This window comes from Methylobacterium sp. 1973 (assembly GCF_040545035.1).
In the GTDB taxonomy this organism is placed as follows: Bacteria; Pseudomonadota; Alphaproteobacteria; order Rhizobiales; family Beijerinckiaceae; genus Methylobacterium; species Methylobacterium fujisawaense.
Genome location: NZ_JBEPLA010000003.1, coordinates 337,523 through 362,230 on the forward strand (window position 1 = coordinate 337,523; position 24,708 = coordinate 362,230).

Annotated in this window: 20 protein-coding genes; 8 read left to right on the plus strand and 12 right to left on the minus strand. The window is 70.0% G+C overall.

From position 1 onward, the window contains the following. The first annotated feature begins 44 nt into the window (after positions 1–44). Both ABIC70_RS08585 and ABIC70_RS08590 read left to right on the plus strand, forming a co-directional pair. Positions 45–569 (plus strand): DUF2937 family protein, encoded by a 525-nt coding sequence (locus ABIC70_RS08585; protein WP_182592457.1) that lies wholly within the window; start codon positions 45–47, stop codon positions 567–569. A 106-nt stretch (positions 570–675) separates the two neighbouring features. Continuing rightward, entirely contained in the window at positions 676–1,914 is a 1,239-nt protein-coding gene (locus ABIC70_RS08590) for a peptide ABC transporter permease (RefSeq protein WP_354439564.1), read from the plus strand. A gap of 4 nt (positions 1,915–1,918) precedes the next feature. Here the strand turns inward: ABIC70_RS08590 and ABIC70_RS08595 are convergent, their stop codons facing one another. Both ABIC70_RS08595 and ABIC70_RS08600 read right to left on the minus strand, forming a co-directional pair. Further along, positions 1,919–2,932 carry an alpha/beta hydrolase gene (locus ABIC70_RS08595; RefSeq protein ID WP_354439565.1) on the minus strand — a complete coding sequence of 338 codons (1,014 nt, stop codon included), beginning with the start codon at positions 2,930–2,932 and terminating at the stop codon, positions 1,919–1,921. Positions 2,933–3,048: 116 nt separating this feature from the next. Then, positions 3,049–4,350 (minus strand): RsmB/NOP family class I SAM-dependent RNA methyltransferase, encoded by a 1,302-nt coding sequence (locus ABIC70_RS08600; RefSeq protein ID WP_354439567.1) that lies wholly within the window; start codon positions 4,348–4,350, stop codon positions 3,049–3,051. A gap of 212 nt (positions 4,351–4,562) precedes the next feature. Between ABIC70_RS08600 and ABIC70_RS08605 the strand changes: the two genes are divergently transcribed. Continuing rightward, a complete protein-coding gene (locus ABIC70_RS08605; RefSeq protein WP_164706329.1) occupies positions 4,563–4,736 on the plus strand; it encodes a hypothetical protein in 174 nt (57 codons plus the stop codon). Between the two features lie 21 nt (positions 4,737–4,757). Here ABIC70_RS08605 and panE read toward each other — a convergent pair whose 3' ends face one another. From panE to ABIC70_RS08620, 3 genes are all read right to left on the minus strand, one after another. Continuing rightward, the gene (gene panE / locus ABIC70_RS08610; RefSeq protein WP_274926068.1) at positions 4,758–5,702 is read right to left on the minus strand and encodes a 2-dehydropantoate 2-reductase; all 945 of its coding nucleotides are present in this window, start codon (positions 5,700–5,702) and stop codon (positions 4,758–4,760) included. 7 nt (positions 5,703–5,709) lie between these two features. Then, positions 5,710–7,203 carry an IMP dehydrogenase gene (gene guaB, locus ABIC70_RS08615; protein ID WP_043351032.1) on the minus strand — a complete coding sequence of 498 codons (1,494 nt, stop codon included), beginning with the start codon at positions 7,201–7,203 and terminating at the stop codon, positions 5,710–5,712. Between the two features lie 311 nt (positions 7,204–7,514). After that, positions 7,515–8,405, minus strand: a complete 891-nt coding sequence (locus ABIC70_RS08620) for a DUF3313 domain-containing protein (RefSeq protein ID WP_043351034.1) — start codon at positions 8,403–8,405, stop codon at positions 7,515–7,517. Positions 8,406–8,612: 207 nt separating this feature from the next. Here ABIC70_RS08620 and ABIC70_RS08625 point away from each other — a divergent pair, with 207 nt between their 5' ends. Next, complete coding sequence (locus ABIC70_RS08625; protein ID WP_354439457.1) at positions 8,613–10,061, plus strand: MFS transporter; 1,449 nt, start codon at positions 8,613–8,615, stop codon at positions 10,059–10,061. Here the strand turns inward: ABIC70_RS08625 and ABIC70_RS08630 are convergent, their stop codons facing one another. The 4 genes from ABIC70_RS08630 to ABIC70_RS08645 all read right to left on the minus strand — a co-directional run bounded on the left by ABIC70_RS08630 (position 10,062) and on the right by ABIC70_RS08645 (position 13,704). Beyond that, on the minus strand, positions 10,062–10,589 hold the full coding sequence (locus ABIC70_RS08630) for a DoxX family protein (RefSeq protein ID WP_043380369.1): 528 nt from the start codon (positions 10,587–10,589) through the stop codon (positions 10,062–10,064). It lies immediately after the preceding gene. Between the two features lie 75 nt (positions 10,590–10,664). Beyond that, entirely contained in the window at positions 10,665–11,936 is a 1,272-nt protein-coding gene (locus ABIC70_RS08635) for a multidrug effflux MFS transporter (RefSeq protein WP_354439458.1), read from the minus strand. Between the two features lie 87 nt (positions 11,937–12,023). Next, on the minus strand, positions 12,024–13,310 hold the full coding sequence (locus ABIC70_RS08640; protein ID WP_354439459.1) for an MFS transporter: 1,287 nt from the start codon (positions 13,308–13,310) through the stop codon (positions 12,024–12,026). Positions 13,311–13,347: 37 nt separating this feature from the next. Beyond that, positions 13,348–13,704: a MarR family winged helix-turn-helix transcriptional regulator gene (locus ABIC70_RS08645; protein WP_236952810.1), complete on the minus strand. Its 357-nt coding sequence runs from the start codon at positions 13,702–13,704 to the stop codon at positions 13,348–13,350. A gap of 242 nt (positions 13,705–13,946) precedes the next feature. On the opposite strand from ABIC70_RS08645, the gene ABIC70_RS08650 reads away from it, so the two are divergent. Continuing rightward, positions 13,947–18,791: an NAD-glutamate dehydrogenase gene (locus ABIC70_RS08650; RefSeq protein ID WP_354439460.1), complete on the plus strand. Its 4,845-nt coding sequence runs from the start codon at positions 13,947–13,949 to the stop codon at positions 18,789–18,791. Between the two features lie 4 nt (positions 18,792–18,795). On the opposite strand, the gene ABIC70_RS08655 is transcribed toward ABIC70_RS08650, so the two are convergent. Continuing rightward, positions 18,796–19,971, minus strand: a complete 1,176-nt coding sequence (locus ABIC70_RS08655; protein ID WP_053609453.1) for an MFS transporter — start codon at positions 19,969–19,971, stop codon at positions 18,796–18,798. Positions 19,972–20,800: 829 nt separating this feature from the next. Continuing rightward, positions 20,801–21,319: a Ros/MucR family transcriptional regulator gene (locus ABIC70_RS08660; RefSeq protein ID WP_193376710.1), complete on the minus strand. Its 519-nt coding sequence runs from the start codon at positions 21,317–21,319 to the stop codon at positions 20,801–20,803. 293 nt (positions 21,320–21,612) lie between these two features. Between ABIC70_RS08660 and ABIC70_RS08665 the strand changes: the two genes are divergently transcribed. After that, positions 21,613–23,427, plus strand: a complete 1,815-nt coding sequence (locus ABIC70_RS08665; protein WP_502915962.1) for an outer membrane beta-barrel protein — start codon at positions 21,613–21,615, stop codon at positions 23,425–23,427. Positions 23,428–23,522: 95 nt separating this feature from the next. Here the strand turns inward: ABIC70_RS08665 and ABIC70_RS08670 are convergent, their stop codons facing one another. Then, entirely contained in the window at positions 23,523–24,014 is a 492-nt protein-coding gene (locus ABIC70_RS08670; protein WP_287090690.1) for a nucleoside deaminase, read from the minus strand. 143 nt (positions 24,015–24,157) lie between these two features. Here ABIC70_RS08670 and ABIC70_RS08675 point away from each other — a divergent pair, with 143 nt between their 5' ends. Together ABIC70_RS08675 and ABIC70_RS08680 are read left to right on the plus strand one after the other, a co-directional pair. Then, positions 24,158–24,349, plus strand: coding sequence for a CsbD family protein (locus tag ABIC70_RS08675; RefSeq protein ID WP_043348685.1), 192 nt, complete (start codon positions 24,158–24,160; stop codon positions 24,347–24,349). A gap of 77 nt (positions 24,350–24,426) precedes the next feature. Next, a complete protein-coding gene (locus tag ABIC70_RS08680; protein ID WP_043348682.1) occupies positions 24,427–24,603 on the plus strand; it encodes a DUF1328 domain-containing protein in 177 nt (58 codons plus the stop codon). Positions 24,604–24,708: the final 105 nt, after the last annotated feature.

Consider the following 24,708-nt stretch of genomic DNA (forward strand, 5'->3'; position numbering starts at 1 on the left):
GCATGTTCTTTGTCCGGGGTCGATTCCCGCACCAGAGGCCAGACATGTTTCGCGTGTTCCGCACCTTCGGCCTCGCGCTCGGCCTGCTGGGCGGCGTCGTCGCCGCGCAGGCGCCGGAATTCGCACAGCAATACGCCCAGCGGCTCGGCGGCGCCGCCGACGAGCTGCGTCGCCAGGTGGCCGTCCTCGAAACCGACGCGCAGGCATCCGGCACGACCCGCGACGGCGCCGTCGATCGGCTGCGCGCCAATCCGGATCAGCTGGTCGCCCGCCGCGGCGACGCTGCCCAGGCGGACATCGCGCGTCTCGCCCGCCTGAGCGCCCAGCAGCAGGCCCTGGCCTCGGCGACGAGCCCCCTCGGGCGCGTCGTGGCGATGCTGCGCGATCCCGACCTGCCCGTGGCCGAGGCGGCCTATCGGGACTTCAGCCCGGCCATCCCCACCAGCGCCGACGGCCTCGCCGCGGGCCTGATCGGGTTCTTCGTCGCGTGGGGCGGCTGGCGCGTCGCCTCGGATGTGGGCCGGCGGGCGGTGCGTCGGCGCCCGCGGGAGACTGCAACCGTCGCTTGAGCGCGGTTCACGCGCCCGAGAGTGTGGCGCCACGTCTACAGCAGCTTGCGCGAGCCTTGCGTATCGAGCAGGGATCCGGCCGTCCCGGTCCGGAAGAAGGCGCATGATGCCGCGCGCGTCGACCTCCACCACCATCGATCCGGCGCTCGACGCCGCAGCCTTGCTGCGGCGCATCGGCTTCTTCGGTCTGTTCGTGGTTCTCCCGGTCCTGGCGCAGGTCGCCCGCCGCGCCTCGGTGATCCTCGCACCGATCGCCGTGATCCTGCTGATCATCGCGAGCGTCATTGACCGGCGCCAGCGTCCGGTGCGCCCGGCGACCTACCGCCTCCTGACCGCTCCGGCCTTCCTGGCCGGGATGCTGGTGGTCCTGTGGTCGGCTCTCTCGCTGACGTGGACCCCGTTCCTCGGGCCGGCCCTGGAGCGTCTGGCCAATCTGGGCGCCACGATAGGCCTCGCCCTCCTCGGCTATCTCGCGCTCCCCGACCGGATGCGTTCGGCGAATCTCTACCTTTTGCCCCTCGGCGTCGTGGCAGGCGGGATCGTGGCGATCATGCTCGGGTTGTTCGGCGCCCACATGGCGCCGTCCGGTGTCGAGGATGACGGCGCGCTGGATCGCGGCCTCGTCCTGCTGATCCTTCTACTCTGGCCCGCGCTCGCATGGCTGCGATCCCGTCGCCGCGACCGGGAGGCGCTCGGCCTCGCGCTGCTGGTCGCCCTCGCCCTGACGGTCCAGCCGGACGGGACCCAGATCGCCGCACTGTCGGTCGGCGCCGTCGCCTTCGCGGTGACGAGCTACCGGCCGCGGTTGGGCGTGATGCTCACCGCCGTCCTCTCGGCGGCTCTCCTCGCGGCTGCGCCGCTTCTGCCCTTCCTGGCGCGGCCGGTGGGCGCCGCCCTCATGGGGCCGCTCGCGCCCGCCGTGCTGTCGCTGAAGAGCTGGCAGAAGGTGGTGACCGCCGATCCGGTGCGGCTGATCACCGGGCACGGCTTCGAGACGGCCCTGCGCGGCCGCCTGGTCGGTCTCCTGCCGGCCAATGCTCCGACCACGGCGCTGTTCGAGTTCTGGTACGAGCTCGGGATCGTCGGTGCGCTGGCCGCCGCCTTCGCCCTGTACGCATCGATTCGGCGGGCTGGGCGGGACGGGCCGGCCCTGGTGCCGGGGGCGATGGGCTGCTTCGCGGCCGCCTTCACGGTGGCCTGCCTGAGCGTGGGGCTGACGGCGGTGTGGTGGCTGACGACCGTCGCCATCGCCATCGTGGTCTTCGTCGCTGTGGAGCGAGGTCAGTTCCGAACCAGCCGGCCGAAGGTGGCCAAGCTGCCCAGGATCCAGACCCGCGAGGAGTAAGCGGTCAGGCGCGCAGGAAGCCGTGCAGGCGGATCCAGGCCAGGAACAGGCCGGGCCACGCCGCCACGGGGGTACCGGGCGCACCGAGGCCGAACCCGTGGCCGCCGCGCTCGAACAGGTGCAACTCGGCCGGAACCCGCGCCTTCCGCAGGGCCGAGAACATCAGCAGCGGGTGGTCGGCCACGGCGATGGGATCGTCGATGGCCTGAACCAGGAAGGTCGGCGGCGTCTCGGGCCCGACCTGCAGGTCCACCGAGTAGGTCTTCATCTCGTCGGGGGTGACGTCGTCGCCGACCAGGATGCGGCGGGTCGCGGTCCGGTCGAACGGCTTGCGCATGGTGATGACGGGGTAGATCAGCCCGGCCAGCGCCGGCCGGATCGGCAGGGCATCGGCGGTGTCGACGCCCGCGTACAGGTCCCGGGCGCTGCCCACCGCGGTCTCGCCCATCAGGTGGCCGCCCGCCGAGAACCCGAGGACGCCGACCCTGCCGGGATCGATGCCGAACTCCGCGCCGCGCGCCCGGACGAGCCGCAGGGCGCGCTGGGCGTCCTGCCGCGGCGCGTCCGGTCCCGAACCCCAGCCCTCCGCCGGCAGTCGGTAGACGAGGAGGAAGACCGTGATCCCGGCGGCGTTCAGGACCCGTCCGACCGGCACGCCCTCGTTGCCGAGCGAGATGAACTCGTATCCGCCACCCGCGGCGACGATCATGGCGGCGCCGTTCGGATTGGCCGGTCGCATGACCAGCAAACAGGGCCGCGACACCCGGGTGATGTCCCCGAACCGGCCCTCGACGTAGCGATAACCGTCCGCCTTCGGTCCGTCGCCGCCGCCGGGCGCTTCGCCGGGCCACAGATCGATCACCTGCAGATCCGCGCCGGGCAGGGAGCGCGGAAGCGCCCGGACCGCCTCGTGCGGCGCAGGCTGGGGCGCTGTCTCTCCGGAGACCTCCGCACGGGCGGTGCGGAGGCCCAGGATGCTTCCGAGGCCCGCGAGCAGGAAACGGCGGTCGAGCCGCAAGGGCATCCCCTCTGATCAAGCCGCGCACGGGGCCGCCCGTCGGCGGTCCCGACTCCTTAATGTGAGCGGGTCAAACGCCCCGGCAACCGCCGTGGGTTCCGTCGTGTCCGCGCGCGTCAGGCCTTGCGCGCGATGATCGCGACATAGAAACCGTCGGTCCCGGTCCGAAGCGGGCTCATCTGGATCCCGTGTGCGGTCCTCCGCACCGCCGCCCGAAGTAAATCCGGTCCTGCCGCCAGCACCTCCTCCGCCGGGACGACGTCGAAGCGACCGCGCCAGCGCGAGAGCAGACCGGACACGGCCGCGTCGTTCTCCGCCGACAGCAGCGAGCAGGTGATGTAGACGATCCGGCCGCCGGGCCTGACGAGCCGCGCCGCCCGGTCCAGGACCTGCGCCTGTTCGGCGGTGCGCAACGCGAGGCTTCCCGGCCGCAGGCGCCATTTGGCGTCCGGATTCCGGCGCCACGTCCCGGATCCGGTGCAGGGCGCATCGACCACGACCCGATCGACTTTACCGTCGAGATCCTCCAGCACGTCGGCCCGTGCCTTGCCGCTCCGCGGGGTCCGCACCTCGGCCACCGCGCCGGACCGGCGCAGGCGTTCGTGGATCGGCGCGAGCCGGCGCGGATCGCCATCGGTGGCGATCAGTCGGGCCTCGTTCCGGGTCTCGGCCGCCAGGGCCAGGGTCTTGCCGCCACCGCCGGCGCATAGGTCGACGATGATCTCGCCGGCCCGGGGGGCGGCCAGGAGTGCGGCGAGCTGCGATCCTTCGTCCTGAATCTCGTACCAGCCGTCCAGGAACTCCGCCTCCACGTGCAGCGCCGGACCGCGCCCATCGGCACCGATCGGAATGCGCAGACCCGCCGGCGCGTGGGGTGTCGGCGCGGCATCGAAGGCCGCCAGCGCCGGCAACACCGCGTCGCGGTCGCCGCGCAGGGTGTTCACCCGGATATCGAGGGGGGCCCGCCGCGCCAGCGCCTTCAGCTCCGGGACGAGCTCGTCGCCGAGCGTGGCCGCAAGATCCGGAAGCACGAAGGCCGGGGCGTCGCCCGCGACTTCGGGAGGAGCGTCGTGCAGCGTCCCACCGTCGAGACGGGCGCGCTCGTCGTCGCTGAGGGGTGCGGGCGCGAAACGCTCCCCGGTGAACAACGCCGCCACCGAAGCGGCGGCGAGGCCCTGCTGGAGTCGCAGCGTGCCGATCAGGATGGCACGCGGCGTCTCAGCGCCCATGATCCAGGCCGCCGAAGCCCGGCGCCGCAGAGCATCGTAGACGAGGCTGGCGATGCCCGCGCGGTCACCCGAACCGGCGAAACGATGGGCGAGGCCCCAGTCCTTGAGGGCGTCGGCGGCCGGCCGGCGACGCTCGGCGATATCGGTCAGGACTTCGATGGCGGCGGAGCAGCGAGCGGCGGGAGTCAGGGGTCGGATCCTCCGGAATGGGTCGGCGACGACGCGAAACGGCCACGCTTGGCCCACGATGCCGCCACGATACGGCCGAGCTTCCTGCACCTTCGGGGCGCAGATCGTGCCGCGGTTGGGCCGCCGTGCGGGCCGCCACGTGTCGTATGGCATCCGCCCGTCCCGGACCAGTGTGGTCCGCCGCCGGGCGCATACCGGGAGTACCTCAGCCCATGACGTCCATTGTACGCGTCGCCCTCGCGGCCCTGGTGACCGCCTCCCTCGCCGCCTGCGCGAGCGCCCCCGCCGCACAGCCGGACCTGACGCCGCCGCCGCGTCCGCGGGTCGATGCCAAGACGCAGCTGGAATACGGCACGCCGCCCGCGCCGCCCCCCGGCCGCTACTGAGACGTCAGCGCGGGGCGCGGCTCAGGCCGTTTCCCGCGCCCGCCGAGCCTCGTAAGCCTTGAGGCCGGTATAGACCGCGGTCAGGACCGGGAACGAAACCTCCGGCGCAAGCCGCTGGCCGCGGGCGATCAGGTCGCCGATCACGTGATCCGCCTCGATCCGACCCTTGCTCTCGATGTCGCGCAGCATCGAGGCCGTGAAGGTGGATCCGGCTGCCGTCAGCTGCGCCCGCGCCCGCTCGGCCACGATGGCGCGCGGCTCGAAGCCGCTCGCCGCGGCCACGATCGTGCATTCGGCATGGAGCGCTTCGATCAAGGCGGTCCCCTCGGGCGCCGCCACGATGTCGCCGACCGCGGCGCGCATCAGCGTGGTCGCTCCGGCGAGCGTCGCCAGGAACACCCATTTCTCCCACATCTCCTGCAGGATCACGTCGCTCAGGCGTGGCTGGAACTTCAGGCCGCGCATCATGGCGTCGACAGCCTCGATCCGCGCCGAGCGCGACCCGTCCCGCTCGCCGTAAGTGATGCTGCACAATTCGCTCATGTGGCGGATCGCACCATCCGGCGCGACCGTCGCCGCGATGGCGCAGGAGCCGCCAAGCACGCGCTCGGCGCCGAACCGGGCGTCGAGCGCGTCGAGATGCGACATGCCGTTCAGCACGGGCAGGATCGCCGTGTCCGCCCCCACCGCCGGCGCCAGATCCGAGATGGCGCTGTCGAGGTCGTAGGCCTTGCAGGACAACAGGATCAGGTCGAACCGCCCGGCCTCGCCCAGACGGTCGGCCGTCACGGTGGGCGGATCGGGCAGGTGCAGATCGCCGAGCGGGGAGCGGACGTTGAGGCCGTCCGCGGCGAGCTTCGCCGCCCGGGCCGGCCGGACCAGGAAGGTCACGTCGGCCCCCGCCTCGGCGAGACGCGCCCCGTAATAGCCGCCGGTCGCGCCGGCCCCGACGATCAGCGTGCGCATCGGTCCCTCAGGTCCGCGACGGGTAGTTCGGGCTCTCGCGGGTGATCGTCACGTCGTGGACGTGGCTCTCGCGCAGGCCGGCATTGGTGATGCGGATGAACTGCGCCCGCTCCTGGAACTCGGGGATCGTGGCGCCGCCGACATAGCCCATGGCGGCGCGCAGGCCGCCGGCGAGCTGGTGCAGGACGTTGCCCACGGGGCCCTTGTAGGGGACCTGCCCCTCGATGCCCTCCGGCACGAGCTTGTGGGTGTCGTTCACCTCGGCCTGGAAGTAGCGATCGGCCGAGCCGCGGGCCATGGCGCCCACCGAGCCCATGCCCCGGTACGATTTGTACGAGCGGCCCTGGTAGAGGAACACCTCGCCCGGCGCCTCGTCGGTGCCGGCGAGCAGCGAGCCGAGCATCGCCACGGAGGCGCCGGCCGCGATCGCCTTGGCGAGGTCGCCCGAGTACTTGATGCCGCCGTCGGCGATGACCGGGATGCCGGCCTCGCTGGCGGCCTCGACGGCCTCCATCAGGGCGGTGAGCTGCGGCACGCCGACGCCCGCGACGATGCGGGTGGTGCAGATCGAGCCCGGCCCGATGCCGACCTTGATGGCGTCCGCGCCGGCATCGATCAACGCCTTGGCGCCGTCCCGCGTCGCCACGTTGCCGGCGATGACCTGCACGGCGTTCGAGAGCTGCTTCACCCGGGCGACGGCGTCGAGCACCTTGATCGAGTGACCGTGGGCGGTGTCGACCACGATGACGTCGCAGCCGGCGTCGATCAGGCGCTCGGCCCGCTCGAAGCCGCTGTCACCGGTCGTCGTGGCGGCGGCGACCCGCAGGCGACCCTGCTCGTCCTTGACGGCGTGCGGGTAGGCGACCCGCTTCTCGATATCCTTGACGGTGATCAGGCCGATGCACCGGTAATGGTCGTCGACGACCAGCAGCTTCTCGATCCGGAACTGGTGGAGCAGGCGCTTGGCCTCGTCCTGGGTCACGCCCTCGCGGACCGTGATCAGGCGGTCGCGGGTCATGAGCTCGGCAACCGGCTGGGCCGAATTCGTCGCGAAGCGGACGTCGCGATTGGTGAGGATGCCGACGAGCTTGCCCCGCGAGCCGTTCGGGCCGCGCTCGACCACCGGAATGCCGGAGATCCGGTTGAGCTTCATCACCTCGAAGGCGTCGGCCAGCGTCTCGTCGGGATGGATGGTGATGGGATTCATCACCATGCCGGACTCGTACTTCTTGACGAGGCGGACCTGCTCGGCCTGCTCCGGCGGCTCCAGATTGCGGTGGATGACGCCCATGCCGCCATTGGCCGCCATGGCGATGGCCATCGGGGCTTCCGTCACCGTGTCCATGGCCGAGGCCAGGATCGGCAGGTTCAGGGGGATCGTGCGGGTGAGCCGGGAGGCCACGTTCACTTCGGTGGGCATCACCGAGGAGGCGGCGGGCCGCAGGAGCACATCGTCGAAGGTGAGGCCCTCGATGATCGATGCGGTTTCTACTCGGGCCATGTGCCAACTTTCCTCGGACGGGGGCGCGCAGGGATCGCGCTGCGGGATCGGGTTGGCAAGTGCCAGTATCACGGGCTCCGCGACGGCGCCAATGCGCGCGCGACGCGTCGCAACCCGAAAACACGCAGGGCTCGCGGCTTATCCACGCCCGGTCGGGTCGCGGGGCGGTGCGCGCAGTCCCCGCGACGGTTGATCGCAACCGTTAGCCGCCCTTCGTCTCGGATGAAGCCAAGCGACCCAGGGCGGCGCCTTCGCGTGTAGCGCCGTCGTGGATTGCTTCGCCCGCGAAGACCGGGTTGGCGGCGTGCGCCCTAGCGCATGGCCGGCGTGGCCGGCCCCTTGTCGGTATATTCGGGCGGCAGGCCGATATAATCGCCGAGCATGCCGTCGATGCCGGGCGCGCGGCCGAAGGCCTCGCAATCGGGGTCCAGCGGCGCCTCACCGAGCGTCGTGACGCGGATGCGGTCCCAGGTCGGCAGTGTGTTGGGGGCCGTGAACGGGTCCTCGCCGGTCGCCAGCATGTAGCCGAAATCCTGGCCGAACTCGCCGGCGAGGTCGTAGGCGTCGCTGGCGCGGGAGAAGCGCGGCTGGCTGGTGAAGGAATTCGCCGCTCCGCCCCAGACCATGGCGGCCCGCTGCTCGCGACGCCGGTCCAGAGCCTCGGCCTCGACGGTCAGGCTCCCGAGCCCGATCGGCACCCGCGGGATCGGCACGCGCCCGACCCCCTCCGCGAAGCTGAGACCCAGCTGCGAGGCCACGGTCACACCCGCCGAGCCCGCGATGGTCGCGCCGGCGCCGAGGAGATCCGTCGGATCCACGCGGGTGACCTGCGCGCGCACGGTCAGATCCGCGTCGCGGCTGGTGACGATGTCGTACTTCAGCGACAGGTCATAGCAGAGCGCCCGGTCGGCGGCGTTCGCGATGAGCCGGCGCTCGGCCGCGGTCAGGGGCGCTGCACCGGAAACGTCGGCGTGGAACGCCGTCGGGATGATGCGGACCGTGCGCGCTTTCGCCAGCGCGGGCCGGTCGACGTAGATCCGCGAGGCCGAGGCGACCTGATCGCTGGACTTCAGCCGGTCGTAGCGCGTCAGCGAGCCGCGATCGTTGAGCAGGACGGTGCCGCAGGCGGCGACCATCGAGAGAAGGGCGACGCCGGCGGCGATCCGCGCCACGGAGCGGACCTTGCTGGGGCTGGGCTGCATCGAAATCCTCGCGCGCCGGCCCCGGGCCGGCTGGAGCGGCCTCACGGACGCGTGATGGAAACTTAGCCATTGGCGCACCCGCAAAAAAGGTGGCTCCGCGCCGCGGCTCAACCTCTGTTGCACGATGGATACATTCGCGAAACACGAGGGTGCGAGGTGGCCGCGCTGCCGTGCAACCGCGGCGGTGCGACACGCGTCTGCTGTGTGATGCCTGCGACCGCTCAAAGACCGCTCTGGATCGTCCCGCTGACGGTCGCCACCGCCCTGTTCATGGAGAACACCGATTCCACGGTGATCGCCACGGCGCTCCCGAGCATCGCGGCGAGCCTCCATGAGGACCCGATCGCCCTCAAGCTCGCGCTGACCTCCTATCTGGTCAGCCTCGCGATCTTCATCCCGGTGAGCGGCTGGATGGCCGACCGCTACGGGTCGCGGACCGTGTTCCGCGCGGCCCTCGTGGTGTTCATGGCGGGCTCGCTGGCCTGTGCGGCCGCGAACGGGCTCGCGTGGTTCGTCGCGGCGCGGTTCCTCCAGGGAATGGGCGGCGCCATGATGGTGCCGGTCGGGCGGCTCGTGGTCCTGCGCAGCGTGCCGAAATCGCAGCTCGTCACCGCCCTCGCCTATCTCACCTTTCCGGCTCTCGTCGGCCCGGTACTGGGTCCGCCGGTCGGCGGCCTGATCACGACATGGTTCGACTGGCGGTGGATCTTCTTCATCAACCTGCCGATCGGCTGTGCCGGGATCGTGCTGGCGAGCCTGTACTTCGAGGACATCCGCGAGGCGGAACGGCCGCCCCTCGACCTGCTCGGCTTCGCCCTGCTCGGCACCGGGCTGGCGGCGCTGATGCTCGGGCTGGCCTCGCTGGGCCGACATCTGCTGCCGGCCACGATCTCCTGGGGCTGCCTCGCAGCGGGCGCGATCCTGCTGCCGCTCTACTGGGCGCATGCCAGGCGCATCGCCCACCCGATCGTGCGCCTCGACCTGATGCAGCGGCCGACCTTCCGCGTCGCCGTGCTCGGCGGCAGCCTGTTCCGGATCGGCACCGGCGCGATCCCGTTCCTGCTGCCGTTGATGCTGCAGGTCGGCTTCGGCCTCGATGCCCTGCAGTCCGGCCTGATCACCTTCGCGGCCGCGGCCGGCGCGATGTTCGTGAAGACCCTGGGTCCGCGGATCCTGCGCCGCACCGGATTCCGCGCGCTGATGGTCTGGAACGCCGCGTTGGCGTCGGCCTTTCTGGCGGTGAACGGGTTCTACACGGCGCAGACGCCGCACTGGATCATGGTGGGCCTGCTGTTCATCGGCGGCTGCGCGCGCTCGATCCAGTTCACCTGCATCAACGCCATCGCGTATGCCGACCTCGAATCGCGCGAGATGAGCGCGGCCACCAGCTTCGCCAGCGTCTGCCAGCAATTGTCGCTGAGTCTCGGCGTGACGCTCGGCGCGCTGGCCCTGGAAGGAACGGCCCATTGGCATGGCCGAACGCAGATCACGGCCGCCGATTTCGGGCCGGCCTTCTTCGCTGTGGCGGTGATCTCGGCAGCCTCCGTGCTGGCGTTCCGCAATCTGTCGCACGATGCCGGCGCAGAGATCTCCGGGCGCAAGAGGGTAGCGGCGCCGCCGTCCGCGACCGCCGAGATGAGGCCCCAACACGGCTGATCAGGCGGCAGCCCGGGCGGGCGGGCGCCCGGCCGCCCGCTTGCCTCCGCCCCGCGACGCGGCGGCCTTGCCGGACGCCTTCGCGGACGCGGGCTTCGGGCTCGGCGCCGGGGCGCGGTTTCCGGCACGCCAGCCCTGCCAGCTCAGGGCGCCCGGGCCGCTCAGGGCGTACATGAGGAATCCGCCCGCGAGACCGAGATCGGCGAGCATCAGCGTGCGCTCGGCAATCGCGGCGGGTCCGACGTAGTGCCAGAACGGGTGGAGCACGAAGGCCGTCACGGCGGCGAAGACGGCGAGCGCCAGACCGGTCAGCCGCGGCAGCACGCCGAGGATGAGCGCCAGCGGGCCGAAGACCTGCACCACGACGGCGGCCGTGGCGACACCGTTCGGGAAGGGCATGCCGGCGCCGGCAAGCGTCAGCGCGAAGCCCGAGACGTTGAGCGCCCGCGCGATGCCGGTCGGCAGGAGCGCGGCGGCGAGCAGCAGACGCGCAGCGAGGAGGGTTCCGTCCTGGGCGCGGGCAAGCATGGGCGGGTCCGGTCGGCTGGGATCAGGCGTGGAGCTTGACGCCTTCCCGCTGAAGACCGCGTTAAGGCGTCCGGATCAGCCGCCGACACCGCCGCGGAACAGCCGACCGCGCTCCGTCCAGGCCACCACGAGCAACGACAATGCACCGAGGCTCGCATAGCCGACAGCCACCGGCATGACGCTGCCGTCGAAGGCCTGTCCGATCAGGAAGCCGCAGAAGGCGCCCAGGATCGTCGTGTAGAAGCCGAGGAACGACGAGGCCGTGCCGGCGATGGCCCCGAGCGGCTCGAGCGCGAGCGCGTTGAAGTTCGGCATCGCGAAGCTGATCAGGAACTGGTTGACCGCCAGGATCGACAGGAACAGCGCGAGCGGCGGATGCCCTTGATAGGCGAGCCCGGCGGCGATCTGCACGAGCCCCACCAACGTGAAGGCGATGACGCCACTGTGCGACATCGCCCGCATCCCGAGCCGCCGGACGACGCGGGCGTTGATCAGCGTCGCGACGCCCATGGCGCCGGCCACGAGCCCGAAGGCCAGGGGAAAGAGCGGGCCGAGGTGATACAGGCCGGTGTCGAACAGCTGCTGGGCCGAGCCGACGTAGCCCATGATGCACCCGGTCATCAGGCCGAGCGCGGTGGCATAACCGACGGCGACGCGGGTCTTCAGGGTCAGGCGGATCGCCTCCCAGGTGGCGGCGGGCGAGAGCGGCCGGCGGTATTCCGGGTGCAGCGTCTCGGGCATGCGCAGTGAGAACCAGACGGTCAGCCAGAAGGCCAGGATCAGCATCGAGACGAAGACATAGACCCAGGAGCCCAGCGCCAGCATCATGCCGCCGATCGCCGGTGCGATCATCGGGACGATCAGGAACACCATCATGGTGAACGACATCACGCTCGCCATCTCCCGGCCGGCGAAGCGGTCGCGCACGATCGCCACCGAGAGAACGCGCCCGCCGGCTGCACCGATGCCCTGGATGATCCGCGCGGCCAGCAGCCAGCCGAAGCTCGGCGCCATCATCGCGAGCCCGCAGCCGACCACGTAGACGGCGAGGCTTGCGAGCAGCACCGGGCGCCGGCCGAGGGCATCGGAGACCGGTCCGTAGACGATCTGCGCGAAGCCGAAGCCGATCATGTAGACGTAGACGAGGAGTTGCAGCCGGTTCGGATCCGGCACTCCGAACCGCGCCTCGATGGCCGGAAAGGCCGGCAACAGATTGTCGATCGAGATGGCCGTCACCGCCATCATCAACGCGATGATGGCGACGAACTCGGCAAATCCCGGTCCGGACCAGGGGCGCGGGGTCCGGACCTCCTGGACCGGCGGCAGGGGCCGGATCGCGACTGTCAAAACGGGCTCTCGGGATGCGCTGGGAGGAGCCGATCAGGGCTCCTCCTTCGCGGCGCACTTATGACGACCGCGCTCACCCCGCGCAGTTCAGGCCGGCAGCGGATGCAGGGCCGGCGCGGCCGGCTTGCGGCCCACGAAGGTCGCCATGATCGCGGCGACGAGGCAGAGCAGGCCGGCCGAGATGAAGGCGCCGAAATAGGTGCCGCTTTCGGTGCGGATCATCCCGCCGAGCCAGGCTGCGGAAGCCGCACCGATCTGGTGAGCTGCCGCGATCCAGCCGAACATCAGGGCCGCGTTCTCTTCGCCGAACGACTTGCCGGCCAGCTGCACGGTGGGTGGCACGGTGGCGATCCAGTCGAGCCCGTAGAACACCGCGAAGAGAGACAGGCCGTAGAAGCTGAAGTCGAAGGAATAGGGCAGAAAGATCAGCGAGAGGCCGCGCAGGCCGTAATACCACGCGAGCAGCTTGCGCGAGTCGAACCGGTCGGTGAGCCAGCCCGAAGCCGTGGTGCCGATCAGGTCGCAGATCCCCATCAGGGCCAACAGGCCGGCAGCCGTCACTTCGGCGATGCCGTGATCGATACAGGCCGGGATCAAATGCGTGCCGACCAGGCCGTTGGTAGAGGCGCCGCAGATGAAGAACGTGCCGGCGAGCAGCCAGAAATCCCGGGAGCGCAGTCCGATCCGCAGGCCGCGCAGCGCCCGCAGGGCCGGATTCTCGGTGAGGACCGGCGTCGGCGTCACCACGGTCTCGCCGTAGCGGGGCAGGCCGAGATCGGCCGGGCGATCCCGCATCAGCAGGGCCACCAGCGGGATCAGGGCCAGGGTCGCGGCCGCGACCACCAGGGAGACCGAGCGCCAGCCCTGGCCGACCGCGAGGGAGGCGAGCATCGGCAGGAAGACGAGCTGCCCGGTGGCGCTGCTCGCCGTCAGCATGCCGAGCACGAGACCGCGCCGCTTGGCGAACCAGCGTCCCGCCACGGTGGCGCCGAGGACGTTGGCGACCATGCCGGAGCCCGACCCGACGACGATGCCCCACAGCAGCACCATCTGCCAGGGCACGGTCATGAGGCTCGTTGCGGCGGTGCCGAGCGCCAGGATGAGGAGCGCGCCACAGATGCAGCGCCGCAGCCCGAACCGCTCGATGATGGCGACCGCGAAGGGCCCGATCATCCCGTACAGGAAGATGTTGAGCGCGATGCCGACGCCGATCGTCGCCGCGGTCCAGCCGAATTCCCGCTCCCACGGCACGATCAACACGCTCGGGGTGGCCCGGACTCCGGCGCCGACGAGCAGCACCAGGAAGGTCACCGCGGCGACGATCCAGGCATAATGCAGCGGCGGCTTGGCGTGCGTGTCGGCGATGACGGACATGAACGGCCTCTGGAAAGGGCGGATTGCGGCGGATCGGTCAGGAGACGGAGGTCAGGGCGTCGGCGAGGGCGGCCACGGCCGCTGGCTCGACCCGGGCGTTGATGCGCGCCTGGGCGTCGCGCCAGTACGGCGTCGCCGCCGCGATCGCTTCGCCGCCGGCCTCGGTCAGCACGACCACGCGCTCGCGGGCGTCGGCCGCGCCGGGCGCGATTCGCACGAGGCCGCGACGCTCCAGCGGATCGAGGTTGCGGCCCATCGTGGTCCGCTCCAGGGCCGCCTCCGCGGCAAGTCGCGTCACCGGCGTCGGTCCGAGCCTCTGCAGCAGGCGCAGGATCGCGAACTGCGTCACGCGCAAGCCCACCGGCCGCAACGCGGCGTCGTAGGTCGTGGTCACCGCCCGTGTCGCCCGCCGCAGGGCTGAGCAGGTGCAGAGCTCTTGAGGACCATCGCCGGAATGAATGTCGGCCATAATATGTGCATATACACCCTTCCCTTTGGCGGCAAGGCGCATCTGCGGTGAGCCTGACGGTTTGCGCCGATCGATACTGGCGGGCCGGCAAACCGGCGGGGGTGTCATCGACACGGCGGAAGACGCTGCTATCGCTTGGGCGAGTGACCCGGTTCGGGAGACGCGCGATGACACTCGAAACCGCCACGGCCTTGTCTTCCTCGGAGCAGAAGACGGCCCGAACGGGACTGATCGAGGCGGCCGCCGACATCGTGACCGAGCAGGGCGGACCGGGCGGCTTCGTGCGCGACCTGTTCGGCCGCGTGACACCGGAGGATCTGGCCTCCTACGACGCGGGGACTCTCGCCGATCTCGCCGCGCGCGCCCGTGCCTTCCTGGCTGAGCCGCGCCGGCCCGGTGAACCGGCACGGTTGCGCCTCAGCGAGGGGGCCCTCGTCCGCGGTGGCCGGGCGCGCGAGATGACGATCCTCGAAGTCGTCAACGACAACCGGCCCTTCCTCCTCGACTCGACCCTCGCCGAACTGACCGAGCAGGGCCTGTCCCCGCACCTCGTCGCGCACCCGATTCTCGGCATCGAGCGGGATGGCGGCGGCGGTCTGATACGGGTCGTCGGCGAAACGACGGCCGATGCCCAGGGCAGCTTGGCGCGCGAGAGCTTCATCCACATCCACCTCGACCGGCTGGCGGCCGAGGCCGGCGAGCGGCTGCTGGACGCCCTCGCGGCGGTCTACCGGGACGTCGCTCTGGCGACCGACGATCACGACGCCATGCTGACGCGGGTTGCGGAACTCGCGACCGATCTCGGCCGCGCCCCGACGCCGATGCCCGAAAGCGAGACCGAGGAAGCACGCGCTTTTCTGGAGTGGCTGACAGAGGGCCAGTTCCTGCTCCTCGGCATGCAGCAGCACGGTATCGACGGTGAGGGGCATCCCCTGGTCGAGGGGTCGAGCCTCGGCGTGCTGCGCGATCCCGGCGCCACGCCCCTGCGCCGGGGCCGGACCCCCGTGGACTACACCCCCGAGATTCTCGCCTTCCTGGAGGAGCCGCAGCCCCTCATCATCACGAAGGCGAGTGTGAAATCCCGCGTCCACCGCTCCGCCTTCCTGGACTATGTCGGCGTCAAGCTCTTCTCCGGGCTCGGGAAGCTGTCCGGGGAGGTGCGGATCGTCGGCCTGTTCACGGCGTCGGCCTATACCAGCCCCGCCCGCGAGGTTCCGGTCCTGCGCCGGAAGGTGGAGGCGGTGGTCCAGCGCGCCGGTCTCGACCCGACGAGCCATGCCGGGCGAAGCCTCCTCGCCGTACTGGAGAGCTATCCGCGCGACGATCTGTTCCAGATCGACATCGAGCGGCTCTACCGGTTCACCCTGGCCATCGCAGCCCTGGCCGACAGGCCGCGGGTGCGCGTGCTCTCGCGCCCGGACCGGTTCGGCCGCTTCGTGTCGCTCCTCGTCTACGTTCCGAAGGACCGCTACGATTCTGCGGTACGAGGCCGGATCGGCACCTACCTCGCCGAGGCCTATGGCGGCCGGCTGAGTGCCGCCCACCCGGACTATCCGGAGGGCTCCCTCGCCCGGATCCACTACATCATCGGCCTGTCCGACACGGGCAGCCCGGAGCAGGACCCAGCGGCCCTCGAAGCCGGCATCACCGCCCTGGTCCGGACCTGGGGCGACGCATTGCGCGAGGCGCTCGCGGAGGCTCACGGCGGCGACCAGGCGCGCATGCTGGCCGCCCGCTACGGCGACGCGTTCTCGGCCGCCTACCGGGACAATTTCCAGCCGGAGGTCGCAGTCGCCGACGTGGCGATCCTCGAGCGCCTCGGCGACAGCCAGCCGCGGGCCGTGCAGCTCGGCCGCCGACAGAGCGACTCGGCCGCGCAGGTCCGGCTGAAGGTCTTCTCGCGGGGCGCCGCCATCGCCTTGTCCGACCGGGTGCCCGGCCTGGAGAATCTCGGCTTCCGCGTCATCAACGAACGCACCTATCGGGTCGTGCCGGCAGGGGCCGAGGATGGCGCCCGAATCTGGCTGCACGACATGCTGATCGAGCGCGCCACCGGCGTCGCGATCGATCTCGACGCCCTGGAACGGCCTCTCGAGGCTGCGATGCTCGCCATCGCCGACGGAGCCGCGGAATCCGATGGCTACAACCGCCTCGTCCTCGAAGCCGCCCTCCCGTGGCGGGAGGCCGCCCTCCTCCGGGCGCTCGGTCGCTACCTGCGTCAGCTGCGCATCCGGTACGGACAGGACTATCTCGCCGGTACGCTGAGCCGGCATGCCGGGATCACGCGGGACATCGTCGCCCTGTTCCGCGCCCGGTTCGATCCGGCACTCCTCGGCGACAGGGCCGCCCGAGAGGCCGGGATACGCGCCGGCATCGAGACCGCGCTCGCCGAGGTCACCAGCCTCGACGACGACCGGATCCTGCGCCGGTTTGTGAACCTCGTCGAGGCCGCGGTGCGGACCAACTTCTTCCAGCGCGGTGCCGACGGCCATTCCCGCGAGACGATCAGCTTCAAGTTCGCCTGCGCCCGGGTGACGGCGATGCCGCTGCCGAGGCCCCTCTTCGAGATTTTCGTCTACGCCCCCCGCGTCGAGGGCGTGCATCTGCGCTTCGGCTATGTCGCCCGCGGCGGCCTGCGCTGGTCCGACCGGCCGGAGGATTTCCGCACCGAAATCCTCGGGCTGGTGAAGGCTCAGCAGGTGAAGAACGCCGTGATCGTGCCGGTGGGCGCCAAGGGCGGCTTCTTCCCGAAGCGCCTGCCCCCGGCGTCAGACCGCGCCGCCTGGATGCAGGAGGGCACCGAGAGCTACCGGATCTTCATCCGGACCCTCCTGGAACTCACCGACAACATCGTCGACAACGCCATCGTGCCGCCGCCGGACACGGTGCGGCACGATCCCGATGACGCCTATCTCGTGGTCGCCGCCGACAAGGGCACCGCCACGTTTTCGGACATCGCCAACGCGCTTTCCCTCGAGAAGGGTCACTGGCTGGGTGACGCCTTCGCGTCCGGCGGCAGCCAGGGCTACGACCACAAGGGCATGGGCATCACCGCCCGCGGCGCCTGGGAGGCCGTGCGCCGGCATTTCCGCGAGATCGACGTGGACGTGCAGACCGATCCGATCGCCACGGTCGGCGTCGGCGACATGTCGGGGGACGTGTTCGGCAACGGCATGCTGCTCTCGAAGAGCATCCGCCTCATCGCCGCCTTCGATCACCGCGACATCTTTCTCGATCCGGCCCCGGATGCGGCTACGAGCTTCGTCGAGCGGCGGCGGCTGTTCGATCTGGGGCGGTCCTCCTGGGCGGATTACGACAAGAGCCTGATCTCGGAGGGCGGCGGCGTGTTCTCGCGCAGCCTGAAGACGGTCCCCCTCTCCGCGGCGGTCCGGGCCGCCCTCGGTTTCGACCGCGCCGAGGCGACGCCGACCGAACTGATGCAGGCGATCCTGAAGGCGCCGGCCGACCTCCTGTGGTTCGGCGGTATCGGAACCTATGTTCGCGCGACCACCGAGACCGACGAGGATGCCGGCGATCGCGCCAACGACGCCGTCCGGATCACCGGGGCGGAGCTGCGCGCGAAGGTCGTCGGCGAAGGTGCCAATCTCGGCCTGACGCAGCGCGGACGAATCGAGGCGGCGCGCGCGGGCGTCCGGCTGAACACCGACGCCATCGACAACTCAGCCGGCGTGAACACCTCGGATGTCGAGGTGAACATCAAGATCGCTCTCATGACGCCGGAGCGGGACGGCCGGCTGAGCTACGAGGCGCGCAACGCCCTGCTCGCCGACATGACCGACGAGGTCGGACGTCTGGTCCTCCGCAACAACGAGTTGCAGACCCTCGCCCTGTCGCTCGCCCAGCGCGGCGGACTCGGCGAGACCGGCTTCGCCATGCGGACCATGCAGGCGCTGGAGGCGGAAGGGCGCCTCGACCGGACGGTGGAGTTTCTCCCCGACGACGCGACACTCGCCGAACGCATGCGCCGGAACGAGGGCCTGACCCGGCCGGAATACGCGGTGCTGCTCGCCTACGCGAAGCTGTCTCTGCACGACGCCATCCTGGACAGCACCGTGCCGAACGATCCCTATTTCGACCGGGAGCTGCAGCGCTACTTCCCGAAGGCCCTGCGCGAGCGCTTCCCGGACGCCGTGAAGGCACACCGCCTGCGCCGCGAGATCATCGCCACGGCGCTCGCCAACATCATCGTCAACCGCGGCGGCCCCTCGCTGGTGACACGGCTCGTGGACGGCACCGGCGCCGACGCCGCGATCATCGCCAAGGCCTACGCGATGACCCGGGACGCCTTCGGGCTGATGGAGCTGAACCTTGCCATCGACGGTCTGGCGGGCCGCGTTTCGGGGCAAGAGCAGCTCGATCTCTATGCGGAGGTGCAGGATCTGCTGCTGAACCGGATCGTCTGGTTCATCCGCAACCTCGATCTGAGCGGAGGGCTCGCCCCCATGGTCGCCCGCTACCGGGACGGCATTGCCGCCGTCGAGGCGGCTCTGCCCGAGGTCCTCGGGGATGAGGCCCGCGCAGCCATCGACGCCCGCGAGGCGGAACTGACGGGGCACGGCATGGCCCCGGCCCAGGCCCGGCGGCTGGCCTCGCTCACCGCGCTCGGATCCGCACCCGATGTCGTCCGCGTCGCAGAGGCGAGTGGCCGACCGGTCGCGGAGGTGGCCGCGACCCATTTCGCCCTGGAGCATGCCTTCCGGCTCGACGATCTGGCGGCTGCGGCGCGGACTGTGCCGGTGGCCGACACGTTCGACCGCGTCGCGCTGGAGCGCGCGGTCGCCGGCATCGCCGCTGCCCATCGCAAACTCACCGCAGAGGTGGTGGCGGATCTGGGCGCTGGCCCCGACGCGGTGGAGGCTTGGGTGAAGGCGCGCGGCGCTCCGCTGGCCCGGATCCGCGACGCGGTGGACGCGATCGGTGCGTCCGGCCTCACCGTCTCCAAGGCGACCGTGGCCGCCAGCCTGCTGGGCGACCTCGTTCGGGCCGACTGATTGTTCAGGCCCCGGGCGCGGAAGCCGACGCAACTTCGTGGCGACGGCGGCTGACCGCGGTGAGGACCAGGCCGAGCCCGGCGAGGGACATCGCCGCGGCGATCAACGGAAGCTCGCGGTAGCTCGCGCCGAGGGTCAGAGCGGTACCGCCGATCCAGGCGCCGACGGCATTGCCGAGGTTGAATGCGCCCTGGTTGAGCGTGGAGGCGAGGTTCGGCGCATCGGTCGCGGCTTCGACGACCCAGATCTGCAGCGGCGAAACCAGCGCGAAGACGAGTCCTGACCAGAGGACCATCACGGGAACGGTCAGAACGGGATCGTGCGCAACGGCCGCCAGGGCCAGCAAGGCGGCCACGATGCCGAGGAAGCTGCCGATGATCGTCGCCATCGGACTCCGGTCGGCAAGATGACCGCCGGCGAGGTTGCCGATGGTCAGGCCCAGTCCGGCCGAAAACAGCACACCTGTCACGCCACGCGGAGAGAAACCGGACACCCCGGTCAGGAACGGTGTGATGTAGGTGAATACGGTGAAGAAGCTCACCGACGACAGGGTCGAGATCAGCATCGGCCGCAAGACCGGCCAGCGGCCGAGCGCCCTGAACTCGCTGGCGAGACGGCCACGGGTTCCCGGAAGGCCGGTGGGCACACAGAGCTGGATCGCGAGGCCCGCCGCGAGGCCGATCGCCACCACCGCCCAGAAGGTCGACCGCCATCCCGCGACCTGGCCGAGGGCGGTCCCCAGGGGCACACCCAGAACGTTGGCAAGCGTCAGGCCGGCGAACATTAGCGAGACCGCCTGCGTGCGCCTCTCTCGCGGCACGAGGTCCCGCGCCACCACCGCGCCGATTCCGAAGAACGCGCCGTGGGCGAAGGCGGTCAGGACGCGCGCCGTCATCAGCAAGGCGTAGCTCGGTGCCAACGCGCAGCCGAGATTTCCTGCCAGGAACACAGCCATCAGCGCGAGAAGTGCGGTCTTGCGCGGCAGGCCCGCGGTGGCGATCGCCACGATCGGCGCCCCCACGACCACGCCCATGGCATAGCCCGACACCAGATAGCCGGCCTGCGGGATGGTGACACCGAAGCTCTGCGCCACCTCCGGGAGCAGGCCCATGATGACGAACTCGGTGGTGCCGATCCCAAACGAGGCGACGGCAAGGGCGAGGATCGGCAGAGGCAGCACGGCAAAGTCCTTCGGCACGGGCAAGATCCGATGGTGCGGAGCAGCATCGCAGCGCGTCAGCGATTGGATAGCGCCGTTGACGCGGCGCACACTTGCGCGACGCGCAGAGAGCCCGCCGGTGCGGATCGGCCTGGCTGGAGCGGAGGAGCAGGGAGTTCCCGGTGGACGGGGGCGCGGGAACACGGGTCGCTGCGGCTGGGATGCCGCACCTGCGGCTCACCCCCGCCGCGAGCTTCCGGATGGCCGGAGCCGCCTTCGATCAGGTCGAGACAGCACCAGCCCAACGCCGCGCTTGGCCTAGGCGTCCGTCGGAACGTGAAGTGGAGATCGCCTCGTCCGGCGCCCCGGCGGCTGTCTTGCGAGGCCAGGAGTCGCGGCGTGACCGGCGACCACCCCCGAGTGCGGCCGCGGCAATCGATCGGTGGGATCGGCTTAAAGACGATGGAGGCCAAGTAGGCCTGAACCGAGGCAGTGTCGAAGCAACGACACCGCCTCGTTGAGCCGAGGTCATCACAACACTGTCTTCGCAGACGTCAGCATCGCAAGTCAGGTAGGTAGACGGGTCCTGGCCGCGGGGGCCGCCCGAGCTGCGGGACGCGTCCGACGTGACTGAGCGATCCGGGCCACGCGGTCCATCGTGCCTGAGCCCAAGTGGCACCGGCGGACATCGAGCGTCGAAGTCGCCGGCCCAGCGGAGCCACGCCAGCGCAGAAGACAAGACTCCACCCAGCCAATCGAGCGAGGTCATCTGTGCGGCAAGCCGCTCAGTAGTCTTGTGTCATTGCCCGACACATTGATCGCAATGGATCGTTTCCGTCGATTCGGCCGACTACTCCGCCACGACCTTTTTCCGCCCGCGCGGCTTGGAAGCAGGCGCGACCACGGCTTCCGGTGTCGGCGCCGGCGCTGGCGCCCCGACGTTCTTGCGGCGCTGCTGCCCGAGGCCCAGAGCCCGAGCCAGCTCGGAGCGTTGGGCGGAGTAGCTTGCAGCGGTCATGGGATAGTCACGCGGCAAGCCCCACTTCTCGCGGTAGGCCTCGGGCGTCAGACCTCGCAACGTAAGGTGACGGCGAAGCGTCTTGTACGGCTTCCCGTCCTCGAAGCTGATGATATGATCCGCCGTGACCGACTTGCGGATCTGGGACGGGCTCATCTTTTCAACGGGCGAATTCGCGGCGCGACTTTGAGTTGTCAAACCACTCAATGCCGCATGGATGCCGCCAATCAACCCGGGAAGCTCCGAAGCCGGCACGGAATTGTTCGACACATAAGCCGCCACGATATCTACCGTGAGATCGACCGACGGGCTGTGCTCGTTAGCTGCGCTGTCACTCACGATAAACTCCATGAGTACAAATCACCAAGTCGATCAATCCAGGTCGGATGCGATCGAATTCATCATAACGATAGCAGAGTATACAAAAAATCTCAATCATAATTGCGGAGGCGCGGAGAGATCGAAATCGCGCGGCGTCGATGCCAGGGGGATGCCAGGGGATGTCAGGGCGATGCCGTCGTTGACCGGGCATTAACCATGCCGTCGCTAGGGTTCGTTAACCATGCCGGCGACCCGTTTCTGGGCGGCATGATCGATGACCTTCGGACTTCGGTGCCGGAGATGTGGGCGGAGACCGGGATCAGGTGCGGACGGCGGCTGACCGGCGGAAACGGCAGAACTCGCGGCTGGCCGTCGCGGCGCTGAGCTTAACGCTCGCGACGCCGGCGCTGGCTCAACGCTTCGACGCGACGAGTCCCGTCACGGGTCAGCCCGACAATCCCGGCATCGGGCAGGAGGCGGCGCCGAACGGCCTGCCAGCTCTCAAGCGGAGCATCCCTGACGGCCTGACCCGCGATTCAGGACGCAGCTCGCTCGGCGGGGACACGACGGGCGGCGAGCAAACCGGAGGCGACAGCCTTCGGTCCCCGCTGTCGCCTCCGATACCGCGGCAGACGCTGGGCCAGCCCGGCCAGTCTCAGCTCGACACTCGGATCACGACGGGCGGCCGGCGGACCGGCGGAAGCTCGACGGCTCCGGCCAACCTCGCCCCTTCGACACTCCTGCGCACCCGAGCCGCTCCCCCCCGGCGGATCGGGTCCGCGACCCGGCGAGTCACCCAGAGCGTGACGCAGGTTCCGCCCCCGGCGCTGCGGTTGTCGCCGGTGGTTCAGCAACCGGTGGTCGGCGTACCGAATCCGTCGACGGTGACGCCGATCCGGCCCCTGTTCCCTCTGCAGGCCATCGGACCGACACTCGGCCTCCTGACGCCGGGCTTCATCCTCGGCACCGACTTGGCGCGCGCGATCCCCACCGATCCAGCCTTCGCGCCCATCGGCTATCAGGTCGGCACCTTCACGGTGCTCCCGACCTTCGCACAGAGCATCGGCTACGACTCGAATCCGGACCAGACCAGCCGGCAGATCGCAAAGGGCTCGGTCGCCCTGCGCACAGACGCCACGGTCGACTTCCGCAGCAACTGGTCCTCGAGTTCCCTACAGGGTTCGCTCAGGGGCTCTTACCTCGAAACGCCGCAGAACGAGGCCGCGAGCCGCCCCGCAGCGGACGGCACCGTGCGCCTGCGGATCGACGCCAACCGGGATCTGCGCATCGACGCGGAGGGACGCTTCCTGGTGGACACGCAGCGCACGTCGAGCGCCAACCTGCAGGCCCCCGCGGCGACGAGCCGGCCGCTTCTGGCTGTTTACGGCGGGTCGTTGGGCGCCACGGAGACGTTCAACCGTCTGTCGGTGACTCTGCGCGGGTCGATCGACCGGTCGGAGTTCGACAATGCCCGCTTGGCCAATGGGACGACCATCAATCAGTCCGACCGGAACTTGAATCAGTACAGTCTCCAATTGCGCACGGCCTACGAGGTCAACCCCGATTTCAGCCCATTCATCGACCTCCTCGGCGACACCCGCGTCTACGATCGGCGGTTCGACCTGACGGGTGTGCGCCGGGATTCGGACGGCATCGCGCTCGCCTTCGGCACGAGCATCGGGCTCGCGCGCTCCGTGACGGGTGAGATCTCGGCCGGCATTCAGCATCGGACCTACGTCGACCCGACCCTCCGCGACATCAATGCGCCGTTGCTCAACGCGGCCCTGGTCTGGGCCGCAAGCCCGCTCACCACCGTCCGGCTCACCGCCGCGACGGGCGTCACCGAGACGACGATCCCGGGCTCCAGCGGCGTGCTGACCGAGGTCGCAACGCTGGAAGTGCAGCACGATCTCCTGCGCAACCTGTCGATCGTCCTGGGCGGATCCTACCTCCGCAACGATTATCAGAACAGCACCATCCGCGAGAACGGCTTCTCGGCAACCGCGCGCGTCGATTACCACTTCACGCGCTGGCTGACACTGCGAGGCACTTATCTCTACCAGAAATTCAACAGCACCGTCGCCGGATCGAGCTTCCAGGAGAACACGTTCCTGCTCGGATTGCGGGTGAACCCATGAGGAGCCGCTCGCATCGCGGTCGTTAGGGCCGGCGTCATCGCCTCGTCTCGCCGCGCCGTCCGAGGCCGTCGAGTCCAGCGCGGCTGATCCGCGGTTCAACCGCGGCGCTGGGCGAAAAAATCCCGGAGCAGGGCCGCGGCTTCACGCTCGCGGAAGCCGCCATAGACCTCCGGCACGTGATGGCAGGTGGGTTGATCGAAGACGCGCGGGCCGTGCTCGACCCCACCGCCCTTCGGGTCCGACGCACCGTAATAGAGCCGCCGTATCCGCGCGATGGATATGGCCCCCGCACACATCGGGCACGGTTCCAGCGTGACATAGAGATCGCAGCCGGTGAGGCGTTCCTCACCGAGGACCGCACAGGCTGCCCGGATCGCCAGGATTTCCGCGTGCGCGGTCGGGTCGTTGAGCCGCCGCGGTTGATTGTGCGCGACCGCGAGGACGATCCCGTCCCGGACCACCGCGGCGCCGACGGGGACTTCCCCGGCCTCGGCGGCGGCGCGGGCGGCGGCGAAAGCGTGATCCAGTGCGGTCAGCGCTCCGGACGATGGGCGGTCCGGACGATGGATCGGATCGGAAGCTACCATGCCCTCAAGCCCGGGCCTGCACGGAGGCGCGGCGGCGTCCCGGCCTGATCCCCGTCAATGTTAAGGGCTGGAACATTCGACCGACCGTGACCGTTTCTTGAACCAGTGCGGCATCGCCGCAGGTCGAACAAGAGGACAACGCCATGAGCAGCACCACCGACAAGATCAAGGGCGTCGCCAACGAGGCTCTTGGGAAGGCCAAGCAGGGCATCGGCGACGTGACCAACAACGACAAGCTCAAGGCTGAGGGCGCGGCTCAGGAACTGAAGGGCAAGGCGCAGGCTACGGTCGGCGACGCGAAGAGCGCGGTGAAGTCGGCCACCGACAAGCTCTGAACGTCAAGCACAACCGGAACGGAACCCGCCTCGCGCGGGTTCCAGTCTTGAACTGAACCGGACTAAGCGAGGATGCCATGATCGGCTGGGCTGTCACATTTCTCGTCGTCGCTCTCGTGGCGGCGCTCCTCGGCTTCGGCGGCATCGCCGGAACGGCCATGGAGGCTGCCAAGATCGTCTTCTTCGTGGCGATCGCCCTGTTCCTGATCTCCGCCGTGTTCGGCGTGATGCGCGGTCGCTCACCCCGAATTTGACGGCACACACGCGCATCGATCTTCGAGGCGGTCCCGATGGGCCGCCTTCGTCGTTTCAGCCTCGGCTCAACCGCACGTGCCGTCTCGCCTGTAGAGTGTGGCTCT